Origin of the sequence: Sneathiella sp., assembly GCF_002694385.1 — a bacterium.
In the GTDB taxonomy this organism is placed as follows: Bacteria; Pseudomonadota; Alphaproteobacteria; order Sneathiellales; family Sneathiellaceae; genus Sneathiella.
This window is the reverse complement of record NZ_NZMB01000010.1, coordinates 295,366-317,828: the sequence shown is the minus strand read 5'-3', so window position 1 is coordinate 317,828 and position 22,463 is coordinate 295,366. Positions and strand designations below refer to the sequence as shown.

The 22,463-nt window shown below is 56.3% G+C and carries 24 protein-coding genes; 12 read left to right on the top strand and 12 right to left on the bottom strand.

What is annotated here, in order from left to right:
- The first annotated feature begins 57 nt into the window (after positions 1 to 57).
- From CMN55_RS06165 to CMN55_RS06145, 5 genes are all read left to right on the top strand, one after another.
- On the top strand, positions 58 to 486 hold the full coding sequence (locus CMN55_RS06165) for a MerR family transcriptional regulator (protein ID WP_293948670.1): 429 nt from the start codon (positions 58 to 60) through the stop codon (positions 484 to 486).
- 120 nt (positions 487 to 606) lie between these two features.
- Positions 607 to 1,743 carry a thiolase family protein gene (locus CMN55_RS06160; protein ID WP_293948669.1) on the top strand — a complete coding sequence of 379 codons (1,137 nt, stop codon included), beginning with the start codon at positions 607 to 609 and terminating at the stop codon, positions 1,741 to 1,743.
- 1 nt (position 1,744) lies between these two features.
- Positions 1,745 to 4,078: a 3-hydroxyacyl-CoA dehydrogenase/enoyl-CoA hydratase family protein gene (locus tag CMN55_RS06155; protein WP_293948668.1), complete on the top strand. Its 2,334-nt coding sequence runs from the start codon at positions 1,745 to 1,747 to the stop codon at positions 4,076 to 4,078.
- Positions 4,079 to 4,091: 13 nt separating this feature from the next.
- The gene (locus CMN55_RS06150) at positions 4,092 to 5,882 is read left to right on the top strand and encodes an acyl-CoA dehydrogenase C-terminal domain-containing protein (RefSeq protein ID WP_293948667.1); all 1,791 of its coding nucleotides are present in this window, start codon (positions 4,092 to 4,094) and stop codon (positions 5,880 to 5,882) included.
- A 171-nt stretch (positions 5,883 to 6,053) separates the two neighbouring features.
- Positions 6,054 to 7,190, top strand: coding sequence for an acyl-CoA dehydrogenase family protein (locus tag CMN55_RS06145; RefSeq protein WP_293948666.1), 1,137 nt, complete (start codon positions 6,054 to 6,056; stop codon positions 7,188 to 7,190).
- A 201-nt stretch (positions 7,191 to 7,391) separates the two neighbouring features.
- Here the strand turns inward: CMN55_RS06145 and CMN55_RS06140 are convergent, their stop codons facing one another.
- On the bottom strand, positions 7,392 to 8,333 hold the full coding sequence (locus CMN55_RS06140; RefSeq protein ID WP_293948665.1) for a homocysteine S-methyltransferase family protein: 942 nt from the start codon (positions 8,331 to 8,333) through the stop codon (positions 7,392 to 7,394).
- A 220-nt stretch (positions 8,334 to 8,553) separates the two neighbouring features.
- On the opposite strand from CMN55_RS06140, the gene CMN55_RS06135 reads away from it, so the two are divergent.
- Positions 8,554 to 9,195 carry a TetR/AcrR family transcriptional regulator gene (locus CMN55_RS06135; RefSeq protein ID WP_293948664.1) on the top strand — a complete coding sequence of 214 codons (642 nt, stop codon included), beginning with the start codon at positions 8,554 to 8,556 and terminating at the stop codon, positions 9,193 to 9,195.
- On the opposite strand, the gene CMN55_RS06130 is transcribed toward CMN55_RS06135, so the two are convergent.
- The 3 genes from CMN55_RS06130 to CMN55_RS06120 are packed head-to-tail and all read right to left on the bottom strand — an operon-like array spanning position 9,178 to position 11,174.
- Positions 9,178 to 10,083, bottom strand: a complete 906-nt coding sequence (locus CMN55_RS06130) for a thioesterase family protein (protein ID WP_293948663.1) — start codon at positions 10,081 to 10,083, stop codon at positions 9,178 to 9,180. The two genes, CMN55_RS06135 and CMN55_RS06130, sit on opposite strands and share 18 nt — an antisense overlap.
- A complete protein-coding gene (locus tag CMN55_RS06125; RefSeq protein ID WP_293948662.1) occupies positions 10,080 to 10,511 on the bottom strand; it encodes an acyl-CoA thioesterase in 432 nt (143 codons plus the stop codon). Before CMN55_RS06125 ends, CMN55_RS06130 begins: the two co-directional genes overlap by 4 nt.
- Positions 10,512 to 10,550: 39 nt before the next feature.
- Positions 10,551 to 11,174 carry a TetR/AcrR family transcriptional regulator gene (locus tag CMN55_RS06120; protein ID WP_293948661.1) on the bottom strand — a complete coding sequence of 208 codons (624 nt, stop codon included), beginning with the start codon at positions 11,172 to 11,174 and terminating at the stop codon, positions 10,551 to 10,553.
- 150 nt (positions 11,175 to 11,324) lie between these two features.
- Here CMN55_RS06120 and CMN55_RS06115 point away from each other — a divergent pair, with 150 nt between their 5' ends.
- Positions 11,325 to 11,858: an EF-hand domain-containing protein gene (locus CMN55_RS06115; RefSeq protein WP_293948660.1), complete on the top strand. Its 534-nt coding sequence runs from the start codon at positions 11,325 to 11,327 to the stop codon at positions 11,856 to 11,858.
- A gap of 107 nt (positions 11,859 to 11,965) precedes the next feature.
- Here the strand turns inward: CMN55_RS06115 and CMN55_RS06110 are convergent, their stop codons facing one another.
- Together CMN55_RS06110 and CMN55_RS06105 are read right to left on the bottom strand one after the other, a co-directional pair.
- A complete protein-coding gene (locus CMN55_RS06110; protein WP_366931980.1) occupies positions 11,966 to 13,126 on the bottom strand; it encodes an acyl-CoA dehydrogenase family protein in 1,161 nt (386 codons plus the stop codon).
- Positions 13,126 to 13,998 (bottom strand): SDR family oxidoreductase, encoded by an 873-nt coding sequence (locus CMN55_RS06105; protein WP_293948658.1) that lies wholly within the window; start codon positions 13,996 to 13,998, stop codon positions 13,126 to 13,128. The genes CMN55_RS06110 and CMN55_RS06105 overlap by 1 nt, the downstream gene beginning before the upstream one ends.
- A gap of 190 nt (positions 13,999 to 14,188) precedes the next feature.
- Here CMN55_RS06105 and CMN55_RS06100 point away from each other — a divergent pair, with 190 nt between their 5' ends.
- Together CMN55_RS06100 and CMN55_RS06095 are read left to right on the top strand one after the other, a co-directional pair.
- A complete protein-coding gene (locus tag CMN55_RS06100; RefSeq protein WP_293948657.1) occupies positions 14,189 to 14,491 on the top strand; it encodes an SCP2 sterol-binding domain-containing protein in 303 nt (100 codons plus the stop codon).
- A gap of 107 nt (positions 14,492 to 14,598) precedes the next feature.
- A complete protein-coding gene (locus tag CMN55_RS06095; protein ID WP_293948656.1) occupies positions 14,599 to 14,805 on the top strand; it encodes a hypothetical protein in 207 nt (68 codons plus the stop codon).
- Positions 14,806 to 14,842: 37 nt separating this feature from the next.
- Here CMN55_RS06095 and CMN55_RS06090 read toward each other — a convergent pair whose 3' ends face one another.
- From CMN55_RS06090 to CMN55_RS06070, 5 genes are all read right to left on the bottom strand, one after another.
- Positions 14,843 to 15,010, bottom strand: a complete 168-nt coding sequence (locus tag CMN55_RS06090) for a hypothetical protein (RefSeq protein ID WP_293948655.1) — start codon at positions 15,008 to 15,010, stop codon at positions 14,843 to 14,845.
- Positions 15,011 to 15,105: 95 nt separating this feature from the next.
- Positions 15,106 to 15,657, bottom strand: a complete 552-nt coding sequence (locus tag CMN55_RS06085) for a 3'-5' exonuclease (RefSeq protein ID WP_293948654.1) — start codon at positions 15,655 to 15,657, stop codon at positions 15,106 to 15,108.
- Positions 15,658 to 15,717: 60 nt separating this feature from the next.
- Complete coding sequence (locus CMN55_RS06080; RefSeq protein ID WP_293948653.1) at positions 15,718 to 17,436, bottom strand: long-chain-fatty-acid--CoA ligase; 1,719 nt, start codon at positions 17,434 to 17,436, stop codon at positions 15,718 to 15,720.
- A 165-nt stretch (positions 17,437 to 17,601) separates the two neighbouring features.
- Complete coding sequence (locus CMN55_RS06075; RefSeq protein ID WP_293948652.1) at positions 17,602 to 18,012, bottom strand: PaaI family thioesterase; 411 nt, start codon at positions 18,010 to 18,012, stop codon at positions 17,602 to 17,604.
- 74 nt (positions 18,013 to 18,086) lie between these two features.
- Entirely contained in the window at positions 18,087 to 18,275 is a 189-nt protein-coding gene (locus CMN55_RS06070; protein WP_293948651.1) for a YegP family protein, read from the bottom strand.
- Positions 18,276 to 18,385: 110 nt separating this feature from the next.
- On the opposite strand from CMN55_RS06070, the gene CMN55_RS06065 reads away from it, so the two are divergent.
- On the top strand, positions 18,386 to 18,631 hold the full coding sequence (locus CMN55_RS06065; protein ID WP_293948650.1) for a ParB N-terminal domain-containing protein: 246 nt from the start codon (positions 18,386 to 18,388) through the stop codon (positions 18,629 to 18,631).
- Positions 18,632 to 18,634: 3 nt separating this feature from the next.
- Here CMN55_RS06065 and CMN55_RS06060 read toward each other — a convergent pair whose 3' ends face one another.
- Positions 18,635 to 20,152, bottom strand: coding sequence for a M20 family peptidase (locus CMN55_RS06060; protein ID WP_293948688.1), 1,518 nt, complete (start codon positions 20,150 to 20,152; stop codon positions 18,635 to 18,637).
- Positions 20,153 to 20,193: 41 nt separating this feature from the next.
- On the opposite strand from CMN55_RS06060, the gene CMN55_RS06055 reads away from it, so the two are divergent.
- Positions 20,194 to 20,772, top strand: a complete 579-nt coding sequence (locus tag CMN55_RS06055) for a cysteine dioxygenase family protein (RefSeq protein WP_293948649.1) — start codon at positions 20,194 to 20,196, stop codon at positions 20,770 to 20,772.
- Entirely contained in the window at positions 20,769 to 22,367 is a 1,599-nt protein-coding gene (locus CMN55_RS06050; RefSeq protein ID WP_293948648.1) for a rhodanese-like domain-containing protein, read from the top strand. Before CMN55_RS06055 ends, CMN55_RS06050 begins: the two co-directional genes overlap by 4 nt.
- Positions 22,368 to 22,463 lie beyond the last annotated feature (96 nt).

Genomic DNA, 22,463 nt, shown 5'->3' with positions numbered 1-22,463 from the left:
TAAACGTCAACTATATTCATGGTCAGGGTAGAGATTGGGACTCACATGAATGCCAGAATGAAAATCGCCACGGAGGAACGGGTCAGCTTTTCCATCACGGAGCTGGCCGAAGAATTTGGCGTAACCTCGCGCACCATCCGCTTTTATGAAGACAAGGGGCTGATCAACCCCGCGCGGGAAGGGACTACACGGGTCTATTCGCGCAAGGACCGGGGGCGCCTCAAGATTATTCTGCGCGGCCGCCGCCTTGGATTCAGCCTTCAGGATATCAAGAAGATGCTGGATATGTATTCTCCGGAAAGCGGCGCGAAGGATCAGCTCACCTTTACCTTGCAGAAATGTGAAGAGCAGCTTGCGAAGCTGAATATTCAGCGCGCCGATATCAATGAGGCGATCTCCGAACTTGAGGACGGCATCCGCCAGCTCAAGGATTATCTCAGCACTGGCGGCAAGCCGTCAAAGGGTGCCAGAAAAACAATCGCGTAAAGAGTGGGTCCGCGGTAAGCGGATCAATCGTTTGACATATGGGTCCCGATGCGGGCCCAGGTTCAGAAAACGACCGGGAGTGGGCCGGTTCATTTGGATGACTGAAAGGAAGTCGGGACAATGAAGAATGTTGTAATCGCGGGATATGCACGCTCCCCCTTCACCCTCGCCAACAAGGGAGAACTGGTCAAGGTTCGGCCCGATGAAATGACGGCGCAGGTGGTTAAGGGGCTGATTGAAAAATCAGGCGTGAATACGGCGGATATCGAGGATGTCATCATCGGTTGCGCCTTTCCGGAGGCGGAGCAGGGCCTCAATGTCGCGCGGCTCATCAGCTTCCTGGCCGGGATTCCGATCAGCGCGGCGGGCACGACCGTCAATCGTTTCTGCGGCTCCTCCATGCAGTCGATCCATATGGCGGCGGGCGCGATCCAGATGGGCGCAGGCGATGTGTTTATCTGCGGCGGGATCGAAAGCATGACCCGCATTCCCATGGGCGGCTTCAACCCGGCGCCGCATCCGGGCCTTTATAAAAAATATCCGGAGGCCTATGTCTCCATGGGCATTACGGCGGAAAACCTCTCCAAGAAATATGATATCTCCCGCAAGGAGCAGGAAGAAGTTGCCGTTGAAAGCCATGCCCGCGCGAGCGCCGCACGGGAGGCTGGCAAATTCACTGACGAGATTATCCCGATTGTTGATGGCAACATCCGGGTGGATCAGGATGGCTGCATCCGCCCCGAAACCACGATGGAAACGCTGGCCGGCCTGAAGCCTGCCTTCGATGAAAAGGGCACGGTCACGGCAGCGACGTCCTCCCCGCTGACCGACGGGGCATCGGTCACGCTGGTTTGTTCTGAAGAATATGCCGATGCAAACGGTCTCAAGAAGCTGGCGCGCATCCGTTCCATTGCGGTGGCCGGCTGTGCCCCCGAAATCATGGGGATAGGTCCGGTTCCGGCGACCGAAAAGGCGTTGAAACGCGCCGGAGTCAGTATCACGGACATTGATATTGTCGAGCTGAATGAAGCTTTCGCAGCGCAGGCGCTGGCCGTCATTCGCGAGACCGGCATTGATTTTGCCAAAACCAATATTGATGGCGGCGCCATTGCGCTGGGCCATCCGCTTGGTGCGACGGGCGCGCGCATCACCGGCAAGCTGGCCAGCCTGCTGCAACGCGAAGGAAAGGCACTCGGTCTTGCGACCCAGTGCATTGGCGGCGGTCAGGGTATTGCGACGGTTCTGGAGGCCTGCTGAGATGGCCATTGAAAAGGTTGCCGTTATCGGCGCCGGTGTCATGGGCGCGGCGATTGCCGCCCATGTCGCCAATGCGGGCATTCCGGTCGTGCTGCTGGACATCGTTCCAGCGGATGCAAAAAATCGCAATATGCTGGCCGAAGGCGCGATTGCGGCCCTGCTGAAAACCAACCCCGCGCCCTTCATGCACAAGAAGAACGCGCGTCTCGTCACCCCCGGCAATCTGGAGGATAACCTCGATCTCATTGCCGATTGCGACTGGATCTGCGAGGCGATTGTCGAAAATCCGGCCATCAAGCAGGATCTCTACAAACGGCTTGAGGGCGTGCGCAAAGCAGGGTCGATTGTCACCTCCAACACCTCGACCATTCCGCTCAAATCCCTGATGGACGGGATGCCGGACAGCCTGCAAAAAGATTTCGCCATCACCCATTTCTTCAACCCGCCGCGCTATATGCGGCTGTTTGAACTGGTTGGCGGGGCAAAGACGCGGAAAGAGGCGCTGACGGCGCTGCGGGATTTCGCGGATGTCAAGCTCGGCAAGGAAGTGGTCGATGCGTATGACACGCCGGGTTTCGTCGGCAACCGCATTGGCATTTACTGGTCCTCCGTCGCGACGCGTTCGGCCTATGATCTCGGCCTCACGGTGGAGGAGGCGGATGCCGTCTGCGGCAAGCCGATGGGCATTCCTTCGACCGGGATTTTCGGGCTTGGCGATCTGACCGGGATCGATCTCGGCCCGAAAGTCATCGCCTCCATGCTGAAGGAACTCCCCAAGAGCGATACTTTCGCAAAGGAATATGATCCGGATCATCCGATGGTCAAAACCATTGAGACGATGATTGCCGATGGCTATACCGGCCGGAAAGGCAAGGGCGGTTTCTATCGCATGAACAAGGACGGCGGGAAGAAGGTCAAAGAAGCCCGCAACCTCAAAACCGGCGACTATGCCAAGGCGGGTAAGCCTGATCTAGCGTCCGTCAAGGCGGCGAAAAAGGGCCTCCGCGCCCTTGTCGAATATGATGACAAAGGCGGGGAATACGCCTGGGCGATCCTGTCAAAAACCATTTCCTATGCGGCGTCGCTGGTCGGTGAAATCGCCGATGATATCATCGCCATAGATACGGCCATGAAAACCGGCTACGCGTGGAAATATGGCCCCTTCGAACAGCTCGATCAGCTCGGCAATCAGTATTTCATTGACCGGCTTGCCGCAGAAGGCCTGCCGGTGCCGGATTTCCTTAAAACCGTTGGCGATCGCCCGCTGTATAAGGAAGAGGGGACGGATGCCTTCTATATGACGGTCAAGGGCGATTATGCCGTGGTTCCGGTCGCCGATGACGCCTGGATGCTGGCGGATATCAAGCGCGGGCGCGAGCCTGTCATGTCGAACAAGGGGGCGAGTATCTGGGATCTCGGGGACGGGGTTGCCTGCCTTGAAATCCACACCAAGATGAATTCCATCGATCAGGATGTCGTGGCCATGCTGCAGGAGGCGGGCAAGATCGACAAGAAAGGCTTCAAGGCGCTGGTCATCGGCAATGATGCGGATAATTTCTCGGTCGGCGCCAATGTGGGGCTCGCCCTGTTTGCCGCCAATGCCGCCATGTGGCCGGTGATCGAAAACTCCATGAGCGAGGGGCAGAACGCCCTGATGAAGCTGAAATACGCGCCTTTCCCGGTGGTCGCGGCCCCGGCCGGTATGGCGCTGGGGGGCGGGTGTGAAATTGTTTTGTCCGCCGCCGCCGTCCAGGCCCATGCGGAAAGCTATATGGGGCTTGTCGAGGTCGGTGTCGGGGTCATCCCGGGCTTCGGCGGCTGTAAAGAGCTGGTGATGCGGGCGATCCTGAACAAAAAGCGGCCGGGCGGTGCGATGCCCGCGCTTGCCGCGGTTTTTGAGGCGATTTCAACGGCCAAGGTCGCGACAAGTGCGGCGGAGGCACGGGATATGCTGATCCTGCGGCCTGAAGATGGCATCAGCATGAACCGGAAAAGGGTGTTGCCGGACGCCAAGAAGCGGGCGCTGGCCATGGTAGAGGGATATAAGGCGCCAGAGCAGGTGGAGATCAACCTGCCCGGCCCGACGGCGGCGGCGGCCTTTGACATGGCGGTTTCCGGCTTCGTCACCATGGGCAAGGCAACAGCCTATGATGCGGTTGTGAGTGCGGCGGTTGGCCGTGTTCTCTCTGGCGGGGATACGGACATTACCCAGCCGGTCACCGAGAAAAAGCTGCTGGAACTGGAACGCGAGGGCTTCATGAAGCTGATCCACAACCATAAAACGCTGGACCGGATCGAGCATATGCTCACCACCGGCAAGCCGCTCAGGAACTAGAAGGAGTATCGAGATGCCCGTTTATAACGCACCGGTCAAAGACTTCAAATTTGTCCTCAATGAGTTGCTTGGTGTTGACAAGCTCACCAACATGCCGGGGTTTGAAGAGGCAACGCCAGATATGATTGACGCCATTCTGGAAGAGGGCGCCAAGCTGATGAGTGAAGTCATCCAGCCGCTCAATCAGGTGGGTGACAAGGAAGGTTGTGTCTGGAAGGATGGCGAGGTTTCGACGCCGACCGGCTTCAAGCACGCCTATGACGAATATCGCGCCGCCGGTTGGATGGGGCTGGATGCCGATCCTGAATATGGTGGGCAAGGCCTGCCACATGTGCTCGGCATTGCCTTTGCGGAAATGATGAGCTCCGCCAATATGGCGTTTGGCATGTATCCGGGCCTTACCCATGGCGCCTATGCCGCCATCCTCAAGCATGGCACGGAGGAACAGAAGAAAACCTGGCTTCCGAAAATGGTGACCGGCGACTGGTCCGGCACCATGAACCTGACCGAACCGCATTGCGGCACGGATCTTGGCCTGATGCGGACCAAGGCGGTGCCGCAGGAGGATGGCAGCTATAAAATCTCAGGCACGAAGATTTTCATCTCCGCCGGGGAGCATGACATGGCGGATAATATCGTCCATCTCGTGCTCGCGAAAATTCCGGGCGGACCGGAGGGGATCAAGGGCGTTTCCCTTTTCATCGTGCCGAAGTTCCTGTTGAACAAGGACGGGGAACCGGAGACACGCAATGGCGTCGCCTGTGGCTCGATCGAGCATAAGATGGGTATCCATGGCAACTCCACCTGCGTCATGAATTATGACGAAGCGACGGGCTGGCTGCTGGGGGAGGCGCATAAAGGCATGCGCGCCATGTTCACCATGATGAACGCGGCCCGTCTCGGCGTCGGTATCCAGGGCCTCAGCCAGGCGGAAGTTGCCTATCAGAATGCGGTCATCTACGCAAAAGACCGCTTGCAGGGACGGTCCATCTCTGGCGTCAAAGCGCCGGACAAACCGGCCGATCCGATCATCGTTCATCCGGATATCCGCCGTAATCTCCTGATGATCCGCGCTTTCACGGAAGGCGCGCGCGCCCTTGGTCTCTGGGCCGGATTGCAGGTGGATATGGTGGACAAGCACCCCGATGAGGACGCCCGCCGGGATGCTGACGAGGGGCTTTCCCTCCTGACGCCGGTGATCAAGGCCTATTTCACCGATATGGGGTTCAAGCTTGCGGCGACGGCCATGCAGTGCTACGGCGGCCATGGCTATATTCATGAATGGGGGATGGAGCAGTTCGTCCGCGATGCCCGCATCACCCAGATTTATGAAGGGGCGAACGGCATTCAGGCGCTCGATCTGGTCGGCCGCAAGCTGCCGCAGAATATGGGGCGGAATCTCCGCCAGTTCTTCCATCCGGTGGATGCCTTCATTCAGGAAAACATGATGGACCCGGAGATGAAGGATTATATCCTGCCGCTGGCCAAGGCCTTTGCCAAACTTCAGCAGGGCACCGCGCTGATTGCGGAAAAAGGCATGACCCGGCCGGATGAGGCAGGCGCGGCATCAAGCGAATATCTCCGCATGTTCGGTCTGGTGGCGCTCGGCTACATGTGGGCGCAGATGGCGAAGATTTCCAAACAGAAACTGGCTGACGGGACGGATGATCCGGAATTTTACAAGACGAAGCTGGTGACCGCCCGTTTCTTCTTTGAGCGGATGATCCCCGATGTCTCCTCCCTGCTGGTGAAAATGAGCGCCGGGGCAAGAACAATGATGGAGCTGGATGCGGAAGCATTCTAAAGAATATGGGACGGCGCTTCGGCGCCGTTCCTGCTTTGCTTGTTGGCGGCGTCTGCGTCCGCGCTTTTTGCTGACAAGGGGGTCTTCTCCTGTCTAGAATGAGCGCGAATATGACGCCCTGTCATGCATAAAAATATATAACCCGGGAACCATAACAAAAAAGGTGGCGAGATGATGGAAAGAACAATTTTCAGCGAAGAACATAATATTTTCAGGGAATCGGTGCGCCGCTTTTATGAAGAGCATATCATCCCCCATCACAGCAAATGGGAAAAGGACGGCAAGGTCAGCCGGGACGCGTGGCTGGAGGCGGGCAAGCAGGGATTGCTTTGCATGTCCATCCCGGAAGAGTTTGGCGGCGCGGGCGCGGACAAGCTTTACAGCATCATCATGATGGAAGAACAGGCCCGTGCGGGCGCGACCGGCCCGGGTTTTGGATTGCATTCCGAAATTGTCGGTCCCTATATCCTGAATTATGGCACGGAAGAGCAGAAGAAGAACTACCTGCCGAGAATGGCGAAGGGCGAGATTATTGGCGCCATCGCCATGACGGAGCCGGGGGCAGGTTCCGATTTGCAGGGCGTCAAGACCCGCGCGGTCAAGGATGGAGATCATTACGTCATTAATGGCTCCAAGACCTTCATCACCAATGGCTTTATGTCCGACGTGGTGATTGTGGTGACCAAGACGGACCCCAATGCGGGCGCGAAGGGAACGACGCTGTTCCTCGTTGATGCGGGCACGCCGGGGTTTGAGAAGGGGCGTAACCTCGAAAAGCTGGGGATGAAGGCGCAGGATACGTCCGAGCTGTTCTTTGATGATGTGCGGGTTCCGGCCAGCAATATACTGGGCGGGGAAGGGCAGGGCTTCTTCTGCCTGATGAAGGAGCTGGCGTGGGAGCGGTTACAGATCGCCATCACCGCCACCGCAACCATGGAAGCGGTGCTGGAGGAAACCATTGAATACACGAAGGATCGTTCAGCGTTCGGCCAGAGTATCATCAAATTCCAGAATACCCGTTTCAAACTGGCGGAGCTGAAGACGCAGGTGCAGATTGCCCGGACCTTCGTTGATAAATGTATCGAAGAGGTGATCAAGGGCAAGCTGGCCGTTTCCACGGCGGCGATGGCGAAATACTGGTGCTCCGATACCGAAAACAAGGTGATCGATGAGTGCCTGCAGCTGCATGGCGGCTATGGCTTCATGTGGGAATTCCGGGTAGCCCGCGCCTATGCCGATGCCCGCGTGCAGCGGATTTACGGCGGCACCAATGAAATCATGAAAGAACTGATATCAAGGGAATTATAATCGCGACAAGAATGACCAGAACCCGATGAAACCAGCCGGACCTTGCCGGAGCAATCCCGGGGGTTTGAAGCGAATAAAATTCATTTGGGGCTTTTAATGTTTCATGTGAAACACCGGATTCTGACCAGTCGTATCTGAAATGCATTGCATGTTGTCCTCAGGAGACTGGGGGCCTTGTGAAAAGGCCCCCGGTGCCTGTCGTTAATGAAAGTGCGCGTGCACGGCGCTGATATGACGGTGATCGGTGCCGCAACAGCCACCGATCACGACAAGATTTGGCAGATACCGGGCAAGTTCCGTATGCTGCGTCGCGAATTCCGCCGGGTTGCCGTCATCCAGCTCTTCGGCTTCGTCCAGTTCCGCATGGCTGAGACTGGACGCATTGGCGCGCAGCCCGCCAATCCGGTTCTGCCAGCTTCCCCCCGATTTCAGGGTGCTTTCAAAATGCGTCGGATGGGCGCAGTTGATCATGTAATAAGCCGGGCGTTTGTCACTTGCATCATCCGTCCGGCGAATAGCCTCTTCCAGTGACTCGCCGGTCGGCAGCTTGCCATCCGTCTCGACAGTGAAGGCAATGACAACCGGGATATCGGCCTCGGCGCAGAGGCGGGCAATGCCAATTGCTTCCTCCGCATAGGCCATCGTGACTGCCGAAATCATATCGGCGCCCGTCTCGGCGAACGCGGTGACCTGCGCCCGGTGATAATCGGTTGCGTCTTCCACGGACATCAGAAACGCCGGATTATAACCGTCACCGCGCGGACCAATAGCCCCGTTGATGACGCATTTTGTCGTTTCGGTTTCATGGGCATTCCGCAGGGCGTGCAGCATTTCAATGGACTCACGGTTGACCGCGTCCAGCGCCTCCGGACTATAGCCGAGCAGGTTGCCCCAATCCTGACTGGCGCGCCAGGTCGGGGTATCCAGTATAATCCCGGTGCCGTTCTCTTTGGCAAGATCGATGTATTTCAGCAGGTAATTTTCAATCGCCCGCCTGCCTTTGCTGTCCCGCATAAGATCAAATGCCGCGAAATACGGCAGATCGAAGCCTTCGAGAAACAGCAGGGTGGTTTCTATTCCGCCGTCGGTCAGGAATATATTGTCGCCGCTCTGCGGCAGGTGATGACGGTACTTTGCTTGCATGATGATATTCTCCCTTCATGTATGAGTGATGGGAAAATATTGGTGACCGGGCGCTGAAACTAGCGGCTTCATGGTACAGTAATGAAGTCTTATGAATGTCTTATATATTTCAGTGCGTTGAATTATTTCATTTCATCTCTTTATATGGTAGAATTGGTCGGCTGCGGAAAAATCTGTACCGATGGTACAGTACTCGCGGTACAGAATGGGCGAGAAAATCATGAGAAAAGGCATTGAGACGAGAGAGCGGCTTCTGGCAATTGCCGAAGCGGCGATTCTGGCAAAGGGATTCGGGGCGACCTCAATCGAAGAGGTCATCTCTGAAGCGGAAATAACCAAAAGCGGCTTTTTTTACCATTTCAAGGACAAGACGGAACTGGCTCGGGCGCTTATTCATCGCTATCTGGAGCAGGATGAGGTTGTTCTTGACGGGCTTTTCAACCGCGCCAGAGAGTTGAATGATGATCCGCTCCATGCATTTTTGATCGGTCTCAAGCTGTTTGCCGAAATGATGACGGACCTGCCGGAAGGGCATCCCGGCTGTCTTGTCGCGACCATTTGTTATCAGGAACGGCTTTTCGATCGGGACATCCATGACATGACCCGCAGCGGCGTTCTCGCCTGGCGGCAAAGATTCCTCGACGTGCTGAGAGAAATCAGCGAGATTTACCCGCCGAATGACGATGTTGACCTGGTGGAAGTGGCCGATCTTGTCTCAACGGTCGTCGAAGGCGGCATTATCATGTCCAAGGCGACCCGGGAGCCGGAGAAGCTCGCGACCCAGATACTGCTTCTGCGGTCCTACATCAAGCTGCTGTTCAGCCCGGTACAATCGGATCGGCCGCTAAAGCTGGGCCATTAACAGCTTCTCCTTGGGGTAGTTGGTGAACTCTTCCGGCAGGGCCACCGATTTACGGCTTGTCATATCGAAGTAACAGCCGACAACGGTGGTGGTGACGGCGATCTCCCCCGTATCCATGTTGATAAGCTGATGACCGAAGCGGAAAATCTTTCCTTCCGCTCCCATCAGGCCACTTTTAAGCAAGACCGCCGCCGTCTTGCGGACCGGCGCGTGAAATTCGGAATAATAATCGAGCGCGGCGGAACCCAGGTTACGCTCGCGGATGATCTTGCGGGTCAAGCCGACATTATGGATGATATGGGTGGCGGCATTGGAAAAATACGCGACGATATTCCGCATTTCGATATGATCGAAGGGGTCGCTTTCCCAAACATTAACGGTTCCGCGCGCGCTATCAAAGAGATGATCGAGCGGCATTGTCGGCATGACCGGTCCGGAAAAGGGGGCCGGGTTAAACATGTCCGGATGGTCATCCGCCAGTGCTTCCGCCGCCTTGCGGATGTCCGTCGGCAGCGGGAGAGACGCGTCCGTGTCATAGTCCGCATAGTCGGCGGTGAACTCATAGACAGCCGACAGCCTGTCTTTTGACGCGTTAAACAGATGAATGAATCCTTTGATAACATCTCCATCGAGACTGCGGATACCGCAGAGGCCATTTATTGGTGTGCCGCTATGCATTTCGGATTTGTATTGCGTACGAAGTGTCTTGAGCCACAGCCCTTTGCGCCCGGTGCGCAGGACGGTAGGGGACAAGCCGAGTGCGTTTTGCAGATGGCCAAACGCCTCTGCCGCCTTCGCCATATAGAACTGTACGTTCATATGGTTCATCTGGTCGCATTCCCATTGTTCCACGCCACCGCGATAGCCGGAGATCAGTTTGCTGCTCATGCGGCCTCCTCCTCTGCTTTCGTCTCTTCGATCCGTCGGCGCATGGCATCGGTGAGCGGAATGGCCCTCCGCGTGACAAGATCCATATAGACCGCGACCATCCGGCAGGTAAAGGCGAGCTTGCCGTCAGCACTGTTATAAAGGCGGTGTGTAAAGGTCATGGATTTGTTTGTCGCGCCAAGAACCGCACTTTCCATGTGAATGAGATCCCCGGCGCGCAGTTCCGCCAGAAACTGGTTTTGCTGCTCAACCGCGGCGATGCCGACTTTCTGTTGCAGATAGGCATCCGCATCCACGCCCGTCCGGTGGAACATGCTGTACATGGCCAGATTGACACGGGCGATATAAAACTGGACGTTCATATGCCCCATATTATCGCATTCACGCATCAGAACCTGACCGCGATAGCTTTCTATAAAACCGCTCATGGAAGGGTCGCTCCTGTCTCCACGTCGTTGTTGTTCTTCTTATTGCGCCAATCTTAATAACATCTGCTGTCCGTATCGGTCGACCATTTCTTGCAATCGTTGATCAAGAAGCGAAAGCTGACCACCGGCCTGCAGCATCAGCAGGCCGAGAAGATAGGTGAAGAAGTCCATCGTTTCATTCTGCACGCGGGTGGGAGAGGCGGCGCTGTGACGATGCAGATTATTGGCGAGCAGGCCAAGCAGCGTAATAATGCGGCGATCCAGCTCCTTCCGGCTTGTCTTATCGGCCTGAGAGGTCGCGGCCTCTATTCCCGCCAACATAGAAAGTAGCAGCTTTCTTTCTTCGGGCCTGTCATTGAAATATTGGGCGAAGAAGGAGAAACCCGCCAGCGCAGGATTGTCCGCCCCGGCGGAAGATGTCCGGATAAAGCGGGTCAGGTCAGAAATGATCCAGGCCAGGAGTTCAGCCTCGATTTCCTCTTTCGTCCTGAAATAGGCATAGGCCGCGCCGAGGGAATATCCGGCCTCCGCCGCAATGGCGCGCATGTTGAGACCATCCATGCCTTGGGCCTCAAATAGGCGCCGGGCCGCGCCCAGAATATGCTGCCGCTTGAAAGATTTCAGGCTGTCGGCCCGCTCCCGCTGCTTCCCCGTTTTGGTCATGCTCCCTCCTGATGAGTCATTGTATATTATAATGAACAATGTTCAATAAATTTTGAGGCAGGGCATGGGATTTTGAAGATTTTTTTTCGCGACGGAATATTTTGTGTGGGCCGTTGAATGGATAAGTCAATACGAAAGGAGACTTGAAGCATGAAACGCAAAATGATCGTCGGTTCCCTGATTGCGGCGCTCGCCGTTCCTGTAGTGGCCATTGCGGCGACGGATGACGGGGCCGGAAAACGGATGCACAAGGGCGGCATGTTCGAGCGGCTGGACAGTAATAAGGATGGTCAGGTCACACTTGAAGAAATGACAGCGACGGTGACCGCACGGTTTCAACGGATGGACACGGACGGTAACGGCGCCGTAACGGTTGAGGATATGACCGTTCGCATGCAGAAAATGTTCGATGCGATGGATGCGGACAAGAACGGTGCGGTGAGCAAGGAAGAAGCCCAGGCATTTCGCCAGCAGAAGCGGGAAGAAATGAAAGGTCGTCATGGCGCGCGGATGCTGAAAATCCTTGATACCGATGGGGATGGCACGGTTTCCAAGGCGGAATTTGTCGCCGCGTCGGACAATCGCTTTGCCGCCGCTGACGAGAATAAAGATGGCGCCCTCTCTGCCGATGAGTTGGCAAAGATGGGGCCGAAAATGGGCGCTATGAAAAAGAAGGACGGATAACGGGCGCGGCATTCTCTGTCGTCGCGTTCCGGTTGGCCCGTCTCTGCTTCCCCGGCAGGGCGGGCCATTTCCTTAAATCATACCCGTTTCCAGGCATCTGGCGATTTTCATCCGCGCCGCTGTTTTGGCAGAATATCCATATACTTGCAGATGATCCCGAGCATGACTTCATCTGCTCCGCCGCCGATGGAGGAGAGGCGCCCATCCCGGAAAAACCGGGTGATCGGTGTTTCATTCATGAACCCCATGCCGCCGTAATATTGCAGGCAGGCATCTGCGATTTCCCGGGTTAGCCGCCCGACTTTTAGCTTCGCCATGGAGGCGAGCATCGTGACATCGCCCCCGCGCACATACTCATAGACAGCCCGATAGGTGAGGGAACGGAGTTGCTCCACCTCGGTCAGCAATTCGGCGAGACGGAAATGAATATACTGATTATCCAGCAGCGGCTTGCCGAACGCCTGACGAGTTCGGGTATAGTCGATGACATCGTTGATCGCTTTTTCCAGCGGTTTCAGACCGGCGCCTGCGGCCCACAGGCGTTCCTCCTGAAATTGCAGCATCTGGTAGGTGAAACCCTTGCCTTCCTCGCCGATCAGGTTTCGCGCGGGAACCCTGACGTCTTCAAAATAAAGCTGCGCCGTGTCGGAGGACCGCATGCCCATCTTGTCGAGCTTGCGCGCGACGGTGATGCCGGGGCTGTCCATGGGGACAACAATCAGGGATTTGCTTTCATGCATGGCCCCGTCGCTGGTGTTGACCAGCATGGTCATGATGTCGGCCTTGGTGCCGTTGGTGATCCACATTTTCTGGCCGTTGATGATGTAATCCTCGCCGTCTTTGCGGGCGTGGCTTTTGATGTTCGCGACATCCGACCCCGCGCCGGGCTCCGAAACGCCGATGCAGGTGACCAAATCGCCGGCGATAGCGGGGCGGAGATAGGTCTCGCGCACATAATCGGAGCCGAAGCGGGCGAGGGCCGGGGTTGCCATGTCCGTCTGCACACCGATGGCCATGGGGACGCCACCGCAGTGAATTTTCCCAAGCGTTTCCGAAACGGCAAGGCTGTAGGAATAATCTAGGCCGAGGCCGCCGAATTCGACCGGTTTACAGACGCCGAGAAATCCCTTATCGCCGAGCTTCTTGAACAGCGCATGGGTGGGGAATTCCCCTTCCGCCTCCCATTCATCGACATGGGGATTTATCTCCTGATCAATGAATTTGGTGAGAGAGCGGATCAGCTCCTCATGTTCCGGTCCGTAAATCATCATTCTTCCTCCCGTAAGAATTCCGGCACGTCGGCCAGGTGAAAGCCGTTATAGGGCTTGTTGTTTTTATGATCCGGAATATCCCAGTTCATGCGGATGTTGGGCGCGCCCCCGTCGATCCGCAGGCAGCTTCCGGTGATGAAGGCCGCGGCTTCCGAGAGCATGAAAACAATCCCGGAAGAGATTTCTGATTCGGTGCCGAGCCGCTTTACCGGATGCGAGGCGATGCGTGCCTTGACGCGCGAAATCCATGATTCGGGATAATTATACATCCCCGATGAAATGATCAGGCCGGGGGCGACGGCATTGACCCGGACACCCGCCGGGGCCCATTCAAGGGCGGCGGTTTCCGTCAAGCTGAGCATGCCTTTACGGGCCGCGCCGGAGTGCCCCATGCCGGGCATGGAGTTCCACATATCAGCGATGATATTGACAATGGAGCCGCCGCCGTTATCCCGCATCCACTGGGTATAGCATTCGCGGCTGAACAGAAAACCACCGGTCAGATTATTGCGGACCACGGCTTCCCAGCCGTTGAAGGAAATATTTTCCAGCAGGGAAGGGAATTGCCCGCCCGCGTTATTGACCAGGCCATGGATGGCGCCATGCTGTTTGATAACATCGGCAACGGTATCTCGAACAGCTTCTTCATTGCGGATATCGCAACTATGAATGGTGGCCTCGCCGCCTTCTTTGGCCAGTTCCTCCTTGACGGTTTCAAGCTTGTCCATGGAACGGCCGATCAGGGCGACCCGGGCGCCGAGCGCGACAAGTTCGTGCGCCGTACAGCGACCGATGCCGCTGCCGCCGCCGGTAATGATGATGGATTGCCCATCGAAAAGACCCGGCCGATAAATGGAACGATAGTTCATCAAAAACTCCCACTTTTGTTATTCTTGCTTTTCAGGGTCCTGCCCGATGCCGACCAATGACAGCGGATCAGGAATTGACAGATTAAACCTTGACCTTTACGTTAACGTCAAGCCTTTCCGGGCATCAGAAACAGTGCGCCGGAAATGAATTTATAGACGGTTTTCATTCAATCCTGAAAGGAAAAGACAGATGGCGACGCTGCAAGAAATTACCGAAGGCCTGCGGGAAAGGGTCGGCGAGGACAGCGGACTTGATGCAACGCTGAAGTTTGATTTCGGGGATGAGGGGATCGTATATCTCGATGCGGCGTCAGTTCCGAATGTCGTCTCGAATGAAGACAAGGACGCCGACTGCACGATCACGATTTCCAAAGACAATTTCGAAGCGCTCGCCAAGGGAGATCTGGATCCGACCACTGCCTTCATGATGGGGAAGCTTAAGATTGCCGGTAGCATGGGGATCGCCATGAAGCTGCAGAAGATTTTTTCATAAAATCGCGAAAAATTGCGGATCCGGCAAAATTTTTTCTGTACCTTTTGCCTTTGAAGCTTTATGTAGTGCCCTTCGAATTTTGATGAAACGCGAGTGGAGCTAGTCACATGACAGCGAGAACAGCACGGAATGGCCGCAATCAGGGCGGCAAGAACCGGAAAAAAGGCGGCGGCGGCAACGGGAATGGCCTGACGAAGAACAGCCGTTCCAGCCAGCAGCGCGCAGCCCGGAAACTGACATTGCGGGCGCAGGGCCGTCATTCGGCGCGCCGTCAGTTGAAGAAGGTGCAGGCCGCGACGCAGCAGGCTGCCTGACCCAAACAACCAGAGTTTAAGAAATGGGCGGCTCCCGTTATTGGGGCCGCCCTTCTTTTTGTCCCTCGGCCGAATACAGACGCTGCGCGTCGCGAAAACCTTCCGTGCTGGTCTTGCAGCTCTCCCTGATCGCCGTCTGCTCTTCCGCCGCTTTTACCAGCAGTGATCCCAAAGCAGCAGGGGCGAGATATCTAATGAGAATCATTTAACCTTCCAATCATGCGAATGATTGTCATTATTAAATAATAGGATGAATGTTGCGTCAATAGATATTGCGAATGAGTCGCAATAAAGCCCGTGTCAATGCTGATCCATGGCGATATATCTTTCGCCCACATTGTCATAGCCGGTTTCAAATGACCAGCCGTCCCGTTCTGCCGCCAGGATGATGTTGGCGCAGGCCCGGCTGTCTGACAGGGCGTCATGATGGTTGAGGTCAAGCCCCAGAAAATGCGCGACATTCGGCAATTTTGTCGGGCGGACTTCCCACATGCCGCGGGCCAGCTTGACGGTGCAGGTAAATTCCTGTGTCGGTGGGGCGAGTTGATAGCGCGCGCAGCATTGACGAAGAACCTTGGCATCGAAGCCTGCATTATGGGCCGCGAAAAAATCCACATCATCAAAAAAGGGGGACATGTCGGGCCAGAGGGTGCCGAAGTCCGGCGCATCCGCCACATGGGCCCAGGTCAGGCCATGGATATGGGTAAAGTAGAATTCCGGGCTGGGCGGCCGGATCAGAAACGCTGCCTCAGCAACGATCTCCCCCTCTTCCGCTCGGACCAGCCCGATCGCGCAGGCGCTGTCGGGCTGGTTGTTGGCGGTTTCGAAATCTATGGCAAGAAAGCTACTCATACGATCCTCCGGCGTCCTGCTCTCTCAGGGCAGGCGCGCATCTGTAAGGCAATAGGTCGGTCAGGCTCCGGTTTCGGCCTTTTTCCGCGCCTCATATTTCTGTCTTTCCTCTTCAACAAGTTCCTTTTTGGACAGCTTGCCAACGAGCGTCTTCGGTAACTCCGCCCGGAATTCGAGGGCAGAGGGCAACTCATGCTTGCCGAGCTTATCTTTCAGGAAAGTACGAAGCTCCTCAAGCGAAAATTCCTTGGCGCCCGGCGAGAGTTTGACAAATGCCTTTGCCGCCTCACCGCGATAATCGTCGGGAATGCCTACCACGGTGACCTCGGCGACGGCCGGATGCTCGAAAATCGCTTCCTCGATCAGGCGGGGATAGACGTTGAAACCGCCCGAGGTAATCATGTCCTTGGTGCGGTCGACAATATGCATATATCCGTCTTCATCGAGATAGCCCGTATCACCGCTCAGGAAAAACCCGTCAACGAAGGATTCTGCCGTGGCTTCGGGCTTGTTCCAATAGCCTTTCATGACGTTGGGACCCTTGATGCCGATCTCGCCGATCTCTCCTGTGGGCATAATCTTGCTTTTGTCATCAACGCCAAAGATGCGGATTTCGATACCGGGCAGCGGGACGCCGGCCGCTCCGGCAACGCGCTTGTCGGTCATGGGCGTGCTGGTGCCGGAGGGAGAGGTCTCCGTCATCCCCCAGCCTTCCAGCAGGCGGCAGCCGGTGACCCTCTGGAACTGTTCCTGCACCTCAAAGGGGAGCGGTGCCCCGCCAGAGGCGCAGAATTTCAAAGACGACAGGTCATATTCCTTGATCTTCGGGTGGCTGGCAATGGCCATATACATGGTCGGAACACCCGGGAAAACCGTCGGTTTTTTCTTGTTGAGGTCCTTCATTACCGCCTCCAGCTCAAACTTCGGATGCAGGATGATTTCATACCCCCCGGCAATGCCGAAAGTCATGATAACGGAAAGAGCGTAGATATGAAAAAGCGGCAGAACAGCGAGGATTTTTTCCTGTCCGTCAATGAGAACCGCCTCATCCCCCTGCTGCATGGCGCGATACTGCTGGCAGGCGGCGATCAGGTTCCGGTGTGTGAGCATCGCGCCCTTGGGAAGCCCGGTCGTGCCGCCGGTATATTGCAGGACGGCAACCCGTTCGCCTGGATCGGGAACCGGGCTCGCCTCGATCTTGCCATCATTATTGATCAGGTCATGGAAAGTCATGTTCTGAGCGTTATTCGGAACTTTGGCAATCTCCTTTGACTTGAGCAGCGGATACAGGAAGTTTTTCGGAAAAGGCAGAACTTCCTTCAGGCAACCGACGATGATTTTCTTGAGCCGGGTCTGGTTCAGCATTCCGGCAATTTTCGGATACAGGACCTCCAGGTCCAGCGTAACAATGAAATCCGTATGGCTGTCTTCGATCTTGTGACGGAGTTCCCGCTCGGCATCCAGCGGTGAATAGTTGACCACCGTGCCGCCTGCTTTCAGTATGCCAAAAAAACAGACCATATAGTGTGGCGTATTCGGCAGATAGAGGCCGACATGCACACCTTCTTTTACACCAAGAGCGCGAAATCCTTTCGCGGCGCGATTTACGAGGGCGTCCAATTCGGCATAGGTGTATCGCTTCCCCATAAAGTCGATAGCATAGTTGCCGGACCATTTGCGCACCGCTTCATCAAGCAGGGCATAGACGGGCTTGTCTTCGATCGTGATGTCCCAAGAAACCCCTTTCGGGTAAGATTTCTCCCATAGAAAATTTGACATAATATCCCCTGGATTGAGTTGATGTCCCTGTTGGTGACAGGGTACGTTGCAAAGGGGAGATCGGTCAATGGAAACTGTTCATTCGGTAATCTTTTCAATAGGCTGGGACATATAAGGCTCGCAGTAAGGGAATTTGCAGGCTGCGTCGTTGTCAGCCACTCGGATTCACTTGCCGATAATTTTCCAAATGCCGTCAGCGATCAGGATCGTCCTGTCGCCGACAACCAGCTCCCCGCGGATAAAGACGACGGCCAGCCCGCGTTTGCTGATGGTGGCGCGCGTCTCGATCCAGTCGCCCGGTTTGGCAGACGCGACGAAATCACAATTCAGGGAAATGGTGGCGCAGCGCTGCCGGTCCACACTGCGCCAGATGATCTGGCCGAGTGCTTCATCCAGAAAGCTGATCAGCATGCCGCCATGAACGATGCCATTGGCATTGGCGTGGCCTTCATCGGCCAGGAATCCATAAGTGAAGCTGTCGCCCTCCTCGCGGTAATAGAGGGGGCCGATCTTTTCCGTATAGCGTCCGCGGGATGTAAAGGGGCGAAAGCCTTCCGGGATGGGGGAGAGTGTCATACTGGTACCTGAGCTTATTATTTTGGGCCCAGTATGACGATAATGCCTTGCAGCGCAAGAGGGCTGATGCTCACTCAGCCCGCGTCTTTCACATAGCCATTGCGGACGGCGTTTTCGATGCATTCATCGCGATCTACATAGCCCTGGGTGGATGCGCCGACGATCCGGCCGTTTGGAGCGGTTCGCCGCCAGCGCCATTTATGATGCTTTACATTGTGATCCTGATAAAATTCCCACTTATCAGCGTGCCCTTTGTCTGTCATCCTCGTCTCCAGTATCTGAATATAGGATGAGACGCGACCGGCGGGGTGTTTGTGATACAGGATATGGGCATCCATGGAATATCTACGGCTGCAATAAAGGCAGGGAAAAGATGAGAACCGTCATTATTGACACCGACAAGATTTATGTGCCGGTCAAGATGCGCAAAGAGTTAAACTCGACCCGTGTTGAAGAGCTGGCGGAAGATATTCTGGACAATGGGCAGAAAACGCCGATACAGGTGCGTATGGGGCAGGATCGTTATGTGCTGATCAAGGGGCAGCACCGTCTGGAAGCCATCAAATCCCTGGGTGAGGCCACCATTGAGGCCATTATCGTTCAGGCGCGGCGGCATTGAGGCTTAGCCGCCCGAATTCTCCATCAGGCGGCGATAGAACTGGATAATTTCCACGTAATTGTCGATGACGATCCGTTCATTCGTGCCATGAACCCGCGCCAGATCTTCCGGCCCGAACCGCATGGGAAGGAAACGGTAGTTATTCTCCGCAACCTCTTCATAATGCTTGCTGTCGGACCCGGCCAGCATCAACCCGGGAGAGACGAGGACATCCGGGAATGTCTCGCGAATAGTTGTCTCAATCAATCGGTAACTGTCTCCTTCCCGGCTGGAAACACGGGACGGCTCATTTCCCTGTTTGATGTCGATTGTCACGTCGGCATCATCAATTACCTTCGTAACATGGTCGATGACATCCTGAATGCTTGTTCCCGGCAGCAGGCGGAAATTGACCGTTGCCATCGCCGTGGAAGGCAGGACGTTATCTTTCGTCCCGCCTTCCGCAATGGTGACGGCGGTTGTGGTGCGGACCATGGCATTGGTTGCCCCGCCCTTGCCCAGCTCTCTCACCAGCAGCGGATCCAGCAGCCAGCGGTTCGAGATAATCGCCCGAAGCGGCAGGGACATGTGCGGCGAGAGGGTATCGAACATATCGGAAGCCGGGCTTTGTAATGTTGCCGGCAGGCGGTTTTCCTCCAGCCGTGTAATTGCCCGGGCGATCTTGCCGATGGCCGTCGTTCGCGGCGGGATGGAGGAATGGCCACCTGTCGTCGCGGCGGTCAATTGAAGCGTGAGATAGCCCTTTTCCGCGAGTGCAATAAAAGCAATGGGTTTATCAATCCCCGGCATCAGGCCGCTGACAATCACCATTCCCTCATCAAGGGTAAAGGCGAGGTTTACCCCGCGCTTCTTCAGCAAAGCAGCGATCTGAGCCGCGCCTTTCTCGCCGCCAATCTCCTCATCATGGCCGAAGGCAAAGTATATTGTGCGCGTTGGCTTAAAGCCGTCTGTCAGCAAATGCTCCGCCGCTTCCAGAATGGCAAAGACGGAAACCTTGTCATCCAGAGTGCCGCGCCCCCAGACCATCCCGTCTTCTATGGCGCCCGAAAAGGCATCCTGCTGCCAGTCGTCTTCCGTGCCCGGCTCCACAGGCACCACATCCATATGCCCCATCAGCAGGATCGGCGGTAACGTGGGGTCGCTCCCCTCCCATGTATACAGCAGGCTGTATCCGCCAATGACTTCCCGCTTCAGCCTTTCAGCGACCTGTGGATAGGCGGTGTTGATCAACTGATGCAGCCGGTCAAATTCGGCGCTGGCGGGCGGATCGTCGCGCCCGGTGGAAATGGTGCGGATCCTGACGGCCTTCGCCAGCCGTTCGGCAGCCGCGAGCGCATCTATGGGCGGCATTTCGGCGGCGGAGACTGTTACTTCGGCGGGTTTATTGGTGAAGGTTTTGTAGGCAATCACACCAATCAGCGCGAGGAGAAGAATGACCACCAGAAGAAGGGTTTTCCTGATCATGATTTTGTTCCGTCCGCCTGATTTTTTAACCGCCTTTGCTTTCCTTGCAGGGTGCAGGATGCTAAATGTAAAGGCAATGAAAAAAGGGGAGTGGGAGGATGAACGTCAGTGAACGTCAGAAGGCCGTTGCGGAAACTGTCGCGCGTATTCGCGAGAAGACAGAGGACCATGAGATCACGCGCCCGGTTCTGGAGGATATCAGAGAGGAGCTGATAGCGCTTGCCGCAAAGAAGGAATATTTCCCCATCACGGATTTCCCGCCGCCTGAAGCGGACTCGAAACGCCGTAGCTGTCTTTACCGCCTGTCGGAGGATGCGGATCATCGCTTCGCCCTCTATCTGAATGTTGCCGATGGGGCAGTCAGTGCGCCGCCCCATGACCATACTACCTGGGCGGTGATTGTCGGTATCGACGGTCAGGAGGAAAACCGGTTTTACACAAAGACACCCGAGGGCGTTGCCGAGGCGGGCCGGCATATGGTTGAGCCGGGAACGGGGATCGCCATGTTGCCCGGGGATATTCACACCATTCATATTGAAGAAGGGCGGCCGGTCATGAATTTCCATATGTATGGCCTGGCGCTTGAACAGCTGCATGAGCGCAAATTCTGGAACAGCCGGACTCTGGAATGGAAAACCTTTCCCGCCCATACAGACATTCGAGAGGCGCGCCGTTGACCATCAAGACAATCACGCCGCAGGCCCTGCGTCTCTTGATGCAGGAAGATGCCGGAGAATACGCCCTCATTGATGTGCGGGAGCAGGGCGTGCATTCGCAGGGCCATCCCTTCTTTGCAGTTCCCTTGCCACTCAGCCATCTGGAACTGCGGGCGGCGGCGCTGATGCCGCGTAAAACCGTTCCCGTCTATATACTGGACCAGGGGCCGGAGTTGCCACTTGCAGAACGGGCGGCAGAACGCCTGCAATCCCTCGGCTATGACAATCTCTATCTGGTAGAGGAGGGGATTGCCGGATGGCATGCGGCGGGTTTCGAGCTGTTCACCGGCGTTAATGTGCCGAGCAAGGCGTTCGGAGAGTTTGTCGAGGAAAACTGTGGCACGCCGCATATAACGGCGGAAGAACTGGCGAGACGACAAGGGCAAGGCGAGAAGATTGCTATTCTCGATAGCCGCCCTTTTCCGGAATTTCACCGCATGTCCATTCCCGGAGGGATTGATATGCCGGGGGCAGAGCTGGTGCACCGGGTGCATGAAAGCGTTCAGGATGAGACAACGCCGATTGTCGTCAATTGCGCCGGGCGAACGCGCAGTATTATCGGCGCACAGTCCCTGATCAACGCGGGCATAAAAAACCCGATCACGGCTCTGAAAGACGGAACGATGGGGTGGTATCTGTCGGGGCTTGATCTTGCCCACCGCGAAGACAGGGTGGCGCCCGCGCCGGGGACAGAGGCTCTCGCCAGGAGCCAGCGGGAAGCGAAGGCCGTTGCGGAGCGTTTCGGTGTCCGGTCGATTGATCTTGAAACCCTCGGAAAAATGCAGGCGGAACGTCAGGAACGGACATTGTTTCTCTGTGATGTCCGGACGGAAGAAGAATTTCTGAACGGCCATCTGCCCGGCGCCCGCCATACGCCGGGTGGGCAGCTGGTGCAGGCGACGGATGAATATATCGGCGTTCGCAATGCACGCATCGTCGTGATAGATGACTGCGCCGTCCGCGCCATCATGACGGCATCCTGGCTAATCCAGATGAACTGGACGGAAGTGTACGCCCTGACGGTGGGGCCGGAGGCTCTTACGGAAAAAGGCCCGGCCCCTGGCGGTGATGTGAAAAAGGCGGAAACGGTGACGCCCTATGAGTTGGATGCGGTTCTGGCTTCTGGCGAAGCGGTGGCGGTGATTGATCTTGCCAGTTCGCTGGACTATCGCGCCGGCCATGTCCCCGGCGCTTATTGGGCGATCCGGGCACGATTGGAGAAGGATCTTGTCTTCATGCCGGCGGCGGGGCTGGTAATCCTGACGTCGCCTGACGGTGAACTCGCGCATCTCGCGGCGCCCGAGGTGGCCCGTCTGAGGCCGCAGACAATTGTCCGGGTGCTGGCCGGTGGAACCGATGCATGGGAAAAATCCTCTCTTCCCCTCGAAAGCGGGGAGACGCGGCTGCTGAGCGAGGCTGATGACGTCTGGTATAAACCCTATGATACAAGCGACAGGGAAAGCGTTCGCCGGCGGATGCAGGAATATCTGACCTGGGAAGTCGGTTTGATGGAGCAGATCGCCCGTGACGGACTGGCGCGATTCCGTAAATTCTAGCGCTGAATTTGGAATATATGATGACTTTTTCAGGCGAGTCCGGCACTTGTAACGCAACGGATTGTCCGCCTCGCTACCTTGAGGCGGATAAAATGA

Coding starts and splice junctions, on each gene's coding strand:
- CMN55_RS06165 (WP_293948670.1), top strand. CDS start 58: ATGAAAATCGCCACGGAGGAACGGGTCAGCTTTTCCATCACGGAGCTG.
- CMN55_RS06160 (WP_293948669.1), top strand. CDS start 607: ATGAAGAATGTTGTAATCGCGGGATATGCACGCTCCCCCTTCACCCTC.
- CMN55_RS06155 (WP_293948668.1), top strand. CDS start 1,745: ATGGCCATTGAAAAGGTTGCCGTTATCGGCGCCGGTGTCATGGGCGCG.
- CMN55_RS06150 (WP_293948667.1), top strand. CDS start 4,092: ATGCCCGTTTATAACGCACCGGTCAAAGACTTCAAATTTGTCCTCAAT.
- CMN55_RS06145 (WP_293948666.1), top strand. CDS start 6,054: ATGATGGAAAGAACAATTTTCAGCGAAGAACATAATATTTTCAGGGAA.
- CMN55_RS06140 (WP_293948665.1), bottom strand. CDS start 8,333: ATGCAAGCAAAGTACCGTCATCACCTGCCGCAGAGCGGCGACAATATA.
- CMN55_RS06135 (WP_293948664.1), top strand. CDS start 8,554: ATGAGAAAAGGCATTGAGACGAGAGAGCGGCTTCTGGCAATTGCCGAA.
- CMN55_RS06130 (WP_293948663.1), bottom strand. CDS start 10,083: ATGAGCAGCAAACTGATCTCCGGCTATCGCGGTGGCGTGGAACAATGG.
- CMN55_RS06125 (WP_293948662.1), bottom strand. CDS start 10,511: ATGAGCGGTTTTATAGAAAGCTATCGCGGTCAGGTTCTGATGCGTGAA.
- CMN55_RS06120 (WP_293948661.1), bottom strand. CDS start 11,174: ATGACCAAAACGGGGAAGCAGCGGGAGCGGGCCGACAGCCTGAAATCT.
- CMN55_RS06115 (WP_293948660.1), top strand. CDS start 11,325: ATGAAACGCAAAATGATCGTCGGTTCCCTGATTGCGGCGCTCGCCGTT.
- CMN55_RS06110 (WP_366931980.1), bottom strand. CDS start 13,126: ATGATTTACGGACCGGAACATGAGGAGCTGATCCGCTCTCTCACCAAA.
- CMN55_RS06105 (WP_293948658.1), bottom strand. CDS start 13,998: ATGAACTATCGTTCCATTTATCGGCCGGGTCTTTTCGATGGGCAATCC.
- CMN55_RS06100 (WP_293948657.1), top strand. CDS start 14,189: ATGGCGACGCTGCAAGAAATTACCGAAGGCCTGCGGGAAAGGGTCGGC.
- CMN55_RS06095 (WP_293948656.1), top strand. CDS start 14,599: ATGACAGCGAGAACAGCACGGAATGGCCGCAATCAGGGCGGCAAGAAC.
- CMN55_RS06090 (WP_293948655.1), bottom strand. CDS start 15,010: ATGATTCTCATTAGATATCTCGCCCCTGCTGCTTTGGGATCACTGCTG.
- CMN55_RS06085 (WP_293948654.1), bottom strand. CDS start 15,657: ATGAGTAGCTTTCTTGCCATAGATTTCGAAACCGCCAACAACCAGCCC.
- CMN55_RS06080 (WP_293948653.1), bottom strand. CDS start 17,436: ATGTCAAATTTTCTATGGGAGAAATCTTACCCGAAAGGGGTTTCTTGG.
- CMN55_RS06075 (WP_293948652.1), bottom strand. CDS start 18,012: ATGACACTCTCCCCCATCCCGGAAGGCTTTCGCCCCTTTACATCCCGC.
- CMN55_RS06070 (WP_293948651.1), bottom strand. CDS start 18,275: ATGACAGACAAAGGGCACGCTGATAAGTGGGAATTTTATCAGGATCAC.
- CMN55_RS06065 (WP_293948650.1), top strand. CDS start 18,386: ATGAGAACCGTCATTATTGACACCGACAAGATTTATGTGCCGGTCAAG.
- CMN55_RS06055 (WP_293948649.1), top strand. CDS start 20,194: ATGAACGTCAGTGAACGTCAGAAGGCCGTTGCGGAAACTGTCGCGCGT.